Origin of the sequence: Psychromonas sp. Urea-02u-13 (assembly GCF_002835995.1) — a bacterium.
In the GTDB taxonomy this organism is placed as follows: Bacteria; Pseudomonadota; Gammaproteobacteria; order Enterobacterales; family Psychromonadaceae; genus Psychromonas.
Map to the genome: position 1 here is coordinate 1 of NZ_PJBZ01000211.1, position 983 is coordinate 983.

Below are 983 nucleotides of genomic sequence, written 5' to 3' on the forward strand. Positions count from 1 at the left end.
GGCACTATTACCCCCTTATCTTCCGTTAATGGCATCGCCTCTTTGATGCTCGTTATACGCGCGTTATTTATATCAGCATAATGTGAATTATGGCTGTTAAAAAAATCTAATAGGGTGTGTTTTCTAGCCCGTTTTATTTTGCTGAGAGATGGCCACCTTTCAATGAAATCGCAGAATATCATGGTGTCTTTTTCTCCAAACCATTCAAGGGCTTGGGGGTAATAGTTCTTTAGTGTTGCAGTGATTTTATTGGATAAATCGACACTACTTTGCACTAATCCACGACGATATTCGACGAGTTGTGCAAGTGATCGTATCGCCGCTGATTCAGGTTCAATGACAGCTAATTTATCCATGTGTAGAGTCAGTATTTCAACTTCTATTAGTGCATCAGAGGGATCATCTTTGGCCCCACTGGGGGTGAATGCTTTTCGGTATTTAGCCACGGTTGAAGGATTGACTGTAAATAAGGTGAGATGGCTGTACTTAGCTAATGCATAAATTAATGGACCTTTTTGAAGTTCACAAACAATGGCAATCTTCTGATTGGGGTAGCGTTGTTTAAGGCTCATTGCCCACTCATGTAATGCTTCGGGTTTGTGTTTAATAATGGAATAGTGGTATTTTTTGGAATGAGTTGGGTGCTCACAAATATCATGTTTTGTATCAGCCCAATCAATGCCGATTAAAACTGCAAAATTATCAACGTTATATCCTTTCATTTTCAAGCTCCTCCGCGTAAAGTTAGCAATGGAATGTGCTTAAAGCTCGTTTCTCGCAGGTCTTATAGATAGTCGTGGTCGGCAATCCCTGAGTATGCGTTTTGAAGCGAGTTGTTCTGTTGGTTCGAACGTCTTGTTAAAAACATTTATTGTGTTTGGCACTTAATATTCGTAACCAACAGAAGCATGTTCCACTTACATAATAATAAGTTACTTTATTAAATAAATGGATTGGTCTTACTATAAGGCACTTAAACGGAA

General features: G+C 39.0%; 1 protein-coding gene. It reads right to left on the bottom strand.

Annotated elements, in window-relative coordinates:
• On the bottom strand, window positions 1-722 hold a 722-nt coding region (locus tag CXF74_RS21440; RefSeq protein WP_157822520.1), incomplete at its 3' end, for an IS110 family transposase.
• Window positions 723-983 lie beyond the last annotated feature (261 nt).